The organism is uncultured Chryseobacterium sp. (assembly GCF_913776365.1).
In the GTDB taxonomy this organism is placed as follows: Bacteria; Bacteroidota; Bacteroidia; order Flavobacteriales; family Weeksellaceae; genus Chryseobacterium.
This window is the reverse complement of the sequence record NZ_CAJYMO010000158.1, coordinates 1-5,902: the sequence shown is the minus strand read 5'-3', so window position 1 is coordinate 5,902 and position 5,902 is coordinate 1. Positions and strand designations below refer to the sequence as shown.

General features: G+C 45.3%; 3 protein-coding genes. All 3 read left to right on the top strand.

Annotated features, from left to right (window positions below; translation table 11 throughout):
• The coding region (locus QZ735_RS07890) for a T9SS type A sorting domain-containing protein (protein WP_294246568.1) at positions 1 to 762 on the top strand (762 nt) is incomplete at its 5' end.
• 141 nt (positions 763 to 903) lie between these two features.
• Entirely contained in the window at positions 904 to 4,209 is a 3,306-nt protein-coding gene (locus QZ735_RS07885; RefSeq protein ID WP_294246565.1) for a hypothetical protein, read from the top strand.
• Between the two features lie 2 nt (positions 4,210 to 4,211).
• Positions 4,212 to 5,902: DUF6443 domain-containing protein (locus QZ735_RS07880; protein ID WP_294246563.1), on the top strand; the 1,691-nt coding region annotated here is incomplete at its 3' end.

Below are 5,902 nucleotides of genomic sequence, written 5' to 3'. Positions count from 1 at the left end.
GGTGATGACCATCCCAGAACCCTGGCCCTGACTTCCTCAGGATATCTGATCGGCGGGGAGTCGAGATCGGAGAGATCCGGGAATAAGACCGTAGGAATCGAGGAAGGAACCGATGTGTGGCTGATCTCCATAACAGATAAAGGGGACGAGATATGGCAGAAGTCCTACAGCTTTAAAAACCGGGATGTTTTGATGGGCATGAGCGTACTGCACAGCGCGGATGACAAGTCCTCGAAAGGGATACTTCTGGGCGGCTACACGCAATCCGAGGGAAGGGCAGAAGCGGATGACGAGAAGTTCTGGATGCTGTACCTGGACCCAAATGGCAATGAGCAGTGGCGAAAGCACGTGAAAGGAAAATCCAGCCAGAGGGAAGAGCGTCTTTCGGATATTAAATTAAACCGCGACGGCTCGATCATCCTGGCCGGCACGAGTGCCGAGGAGCTCGGAAAAGAGAACTGGAAGATCGTAAAGCTGGGAGACAGCCAGATCGACCGGTTGATCGAAAAGCAGGAGATCAAGATTTACCCAAATCCGGTATCCGATTACGCTTACGTGGAGCTTGGATTTGAGGGTTTGAGAGAGGGAGCATTTGAGGCGGAGATTACCGTATATGATATGGGCGGGCGTCAGCTTCAGACTGTAAAAACAAAAAACAAAATAACCAAAATCAATACGCAGCAGCTGGTGCAGGGTGCTTACTTGGTGAGCGTGAAGACGGAAAGCGGAAAAACGGCGGGTGCGAAACTGATTAAAAAATAAGATATGAGAAGAAAAATAATAAGCATAGCAATTCTGTTAAATCTTTATTGCCAATTACAGGCCCAGGCAGGTAATGATTTTAATAAAAATGTGGATAATATCAATAAAATATTTCCTGCCGCTCCTACTTCAAATAACCTTATGAAATTTGAAGAAGTACCGGTGAGCCATTATACCGGAATTCCTGATATCAGTATTCCATTATTCAGTATACCGACCAGTAGTTCTGATATTCAGCTTAATGTACAGCTGAAATACCATCCTTTAAGTGCCAAACCCGATGATAAAGCTTCAGAAACCGGTCTTGGGTGGAGTTTATCAGCAGGAGGAACAATTACAAGGACAGTAAGAGGAGGAGTAGCCGACGGTAAGATAGAATCTACATTTATGTCTTCGCCTCCTGCCACAAAATATGGAATCTATAAGCATGATTTCAATCCTACTTATAAACTGATATTTAATCAGCTTGCTAACTGGGATATTAATGAATATGCATTCTACGTGGGAATAGGTAAATATGATACGGAGTATGATCTTTATCAGTACAATTTCATGGGATATTCCGGCCGGTTTATTATTAAGAAAGATCCTGACGGGAACTATATTGCTGAAAAACTGGATCGTAACAATGTAAGAATTACCAGTACCCATGATTCCGGAGGGGAGGTACAGACCATTACCATTACTGACGATAAGGGAAATCAATATCTTTTCCGCGGAATGGAAAGTTCCTCAAAAGATATCTCTACAGTCAAAATCGGACTTCTCAATGGTTCCGGTGATATCACCACCAATTCAGGTGGCGGGATCTACTTTACTGCTTATCATCTGGAAAAAGTTAAAGATCCACGGAATAACGACCTGCTGACTTTCAATTATGATCTGGTTTCACCTGTAGAATACAAAGATCCTGATACCAGAACCACGAGGCTTGCGAAAGACATCATATACAACCATTCCAATACTACTATGAATCCTGATTCCCAAATGCCTGGCGCCACAGAGGTTCAGACGGTATACAACAGGGCAAATACAAAACTTCTCACCAGCATTTCAATAACAGGCAAAGGGACAGTTAATTTTATGTATGAGAAAGGAAGGAACGACTCCAACTATCTTAATGCCGGTGATTTGTACAAACTGAAGTCTGTACAGAGCAACAGTATCGGTCAGAATACCGGTCAGTATATCGATAAATATTCCTTTGATTATGAATATTCGAATTCCAGTTATTCCGATCTTCCCTATGCTTCCGGAATTCTAAAAAAGCTTTTGCTTAAGAAAGTTGTCAGATCAGGAACTGATGCAGGTGAGTATAGCATTACTTATAATACATCTGATCACACTTTCAGGAAGGATCCCTGGGGCTATTACAAGGATATGGCCTCTTCTACACCTGCCTCCATCGCCCAGGATGTCATTAGCTCCATTACATATCCTACAAAAGGCAAAGTGGTTTTCGATTTTGGCGAGAATATTTATAGTCACAAAGCCGGGTTTAGCCTTCCTATGGAATCGGTGGAAGGAGAGTGGAAAGATTTGGATAGCGGTTTTACACTGGACGGCCTTACGTCATTCAGTCCTTCGGTTAAAAAAGAGTTCTTTACCGTGCTTTCCCCCCAGAAAGTAAAGCTGCATCTGGATTTGGGAAGTCTCATTTATTCGAGCTGGAGATTTGATATCTATCAGAAGCTTAATGAGAATACCTTTTCTCCTGCAGTACATTTCTGGGAGATGCCATGGCAGTCCTGCATCAGTAACAGCGGTGCACAATGCATGAACAACAATCCCGGAGCTGACGGTGAACCTATAACAGAATTTAATGCGGAAGTTGAGCTTCAGCCTGGAAACTATTATGCATCCCTGAGCGGAAGTTACGGATTAACGCATAAACCGGTCTCATATAATTATACGGCACAAACAAAAGAACATTATTTTGAAAGCTATGTGACAAAACAGGGAGGAGGATTGAGAATCAATGCTATCAGATACTTTGACACTTCTGTTGCGACAGTACCTTCCAAAGAATACATTTACGATTATACGGATATTAACAATGCCCAGAGAAGCAGTGGAGCCCTGGTATTCCCTGAACCTGTTTTCAAGTATACCGAAAGTATTAATTATCAGTACAATCCATCCCTTTCTGATATTAGTATATATTATAACTGTACCGCTGATACAACTACAAATTACAATATTATCCCATCAGAGAAAACCCAGGGTTCAGATGTAGGATATCGGCATGTAACGCTTAAGCAGATCGTCAGAGGTAATGATAATACCATCGCAGATAAGGGGAAAACAGTCTATACCTTCAGGTCGCCGGTTGATTTTCCCAATCCTGAAGTCATTACTCCCTATATGCCGGTACTTCCCATTACCAATCATGATTATCTGAGAGGGCAGGTACTTTCCGAGAAGAAATACAGTGCTGATGGAAAGCTTCTTTCGGAAGTTAATAATGACTATGTAAGTTATGTCGTCGAAAAACTGGAAGGAATAAAAGGGAAGGATAATTTTTACAACGATATTGATCCGGAAAGATACAAGTATAAATATTATGATCCTTTTAATCTTCTTTATCCATCTGTGTCACTGACGACCCCTTACAAGTATTTTGTAAAATACGGCATCACTTTGCCTACCCAGAAAACCGAGAAATCGTATTTCTATAAAAACGGCGTCCAGAGTTCCGTGACCACCACCACCAATACGGTCTATAATCCGGAAGATTATCCGGTACAGGTAACGCAGAGCATCTTGGGGGGAGATGTCTACAGCTCAGCATACAAATATGCAAAAGAAAAAGGAAATCAGGGGCTTATCAATGCCAATATGCTTGGGATTCCGCTGGAAACGGAGTCAAGGAAAAACAACGGGCTTTTATCCAGAATAGAAACCCGCTATGACGGCCCGGATCTTTTGCTTCCCAGCTCGGTAGTATCTGCAGATGTACAGACCGGAGCTCCTTATACGGAGGTGACCTATGAACGGTATGATTCCGCCGGTAACCTGCTCCAGTACAAAACGAAGGACGGTGTATCAGTAGCGATTATCTGGGGCTACAACAAAACCCAGCCGATTGCCAGGGTGGAAGGAATTACCTACAGTGCGCTGGAACAGTCGGTTTCTGCACAGATCTCCGGTGCTGTTTCTGCTTCCGATTCCGATGCAGGAGCCGTACCCGGAGGAGATGAGAGCGCTTTGCTTGCTGCTTTGGATAATCTGAGGACCGCCCTGTCAGGAATCAGCACTTCAGCCACTACCTATACCTATGATCCCCTTATCGGTGTAAGGACCATCACCCAGCCTTCAGGTGCGCAGGAGCTGTATTATTACGATTCCGCCAACAGGCTCAGGGAAATAAAGCAAAAGGAAATCAGCGCCACCAATACCGTATCGTATAAAACGGTAAAAGAATTTAACTACAACTACAAAAACTAACCATGAAAAAAATTATAATTCCCATCATTATCCTTTCCGCTCAGGGACTTCTGCACGCGCAGGCCAGTGCGGGTGAAAATTATGTACAGTCCACGACGTATCTGGATTACCCGTCGGGACAGAATGCCAAAACAGCAGTCAGTGTCCAGTATTTCGACGGGCTGGGCAGACCGAAACAGACGGTGAATGTAAAGGCTTCCCCGCTGGGCAGGGACGTGGTTTCCCATGTCGTCTATGATCCTTTCGGAAGAGTGGCCAACGAATACCTTCCGGTTCCCCAGGGCGGTACTGCAGGCGGGGCCATTTATACCGATCCCTTATCCTATGCCCCCGACACCCCGTATGAGAATGAAAAGATCTACACTGAAAAACTGCTGGAAAACTCTCCCCTGGACAGGGTGCTGGAACAGAAACAGCAGGGGATGGCCTGGAATGACAAACCGGTGAAGTTTGAATACGGAACCAATACGGATAGCGAGGTCAAAAAGTATGTGATCACTACCACCTGGTCTCAGGGAGTTACTTCTTTTTCCGTTGCTGCGCCGGTACAGTACCCGGCAGGCCAGCTGTACAAAACAGTAACCACCGATGAGGACGGCAATAAGACAACGGAATTCAAAAATACGAAAGGGCAGGTAGTGCTTGTCCGGAAGGCTCTTACCGATAGCCAGGATGCCGATACCTATTATGTGTACAATGAGTATGACCAGCTTTCCCTGGTGATTCCTCCCATGGCAGTCTCTGCTGCCATTGACGCCAATACGCTGGACCATTACTGTTACCAGTACCGCTACGACGGAAGGAACAGGCTGGCAGAAAAGAAAATCCCGGGTAAAGGCTGGGAATATATAGTCTACGACAGGCAGGACAGGCCGGTGATGACCCAGGATGCCGAGCTGGGTAAAGGCAGGAAATGGATGTTTACCAAATATGACCTGCTTGGTAGAGCCGTATATACCGGCATCTATACAGGAACACAGGATTACGGTTCTGCAGGAAGGGCTTCTGAGCAGGCCATGGTGGATACCAGAGGCAGCAACAATGAATCCAGGGGAAGCTCATCGCCGGACAGCACTGTAGCCGCTCTTAATTATAACAATGCTGCGTATCCTGACTCCGGGATCAGGATTCTGACGATCAATTACTATGACACTTTTCCAAGGGATCCCTACTTCCCGGACAACCTTCCGGATACGGTTCTTGATCAGAAGGTAATCGTCAGCACGCAGGAAGGCAACGCGAAAGGGCTGTTGCTGGCTACCTATCTCAAAAATATGGAAGATGACAGCTGGACGAGGAATTTTATGCTCTATGATCCCAAAGGTCGTATGATAGGAATACGGTCAACCAACCATCTGGGAGGCTCTACAAATACCGATATGAAGCTGAATTTCGCGGGACTTACCGAACAGAGCATTACCCGCCACAAAAGGCTAAGCACGGATACCGAAAAGGTGATCACGGAAAATTTCACGTTCGACCACCAGAACAGGCCGCTGGTCCATAAGCACAAAGTAGACCAGCATCCTGAAGAGATCCTTTCCCAGAACACTTATAATGAGCTTTCCCAGCTGCAGAGCAAAAAAGTAGGCGGTACAGATCCCGCACAGCCGTTACAGACCATTAACTACCAATATAACATCCGCGGCTGGATGACCAAGATCAACGATCCGAAGAACCTGGGCGGGAAACT

What these genes read in the sequence shown, in the direction of transcription:
- QZ735_RS07885 (WP_294246565.1), top strand. Translation starts at nt 904, where the DNA reads ATGAAATTTGAAGAAGTACCGGTGAGCCATTATACCGGAATTCCTGAT.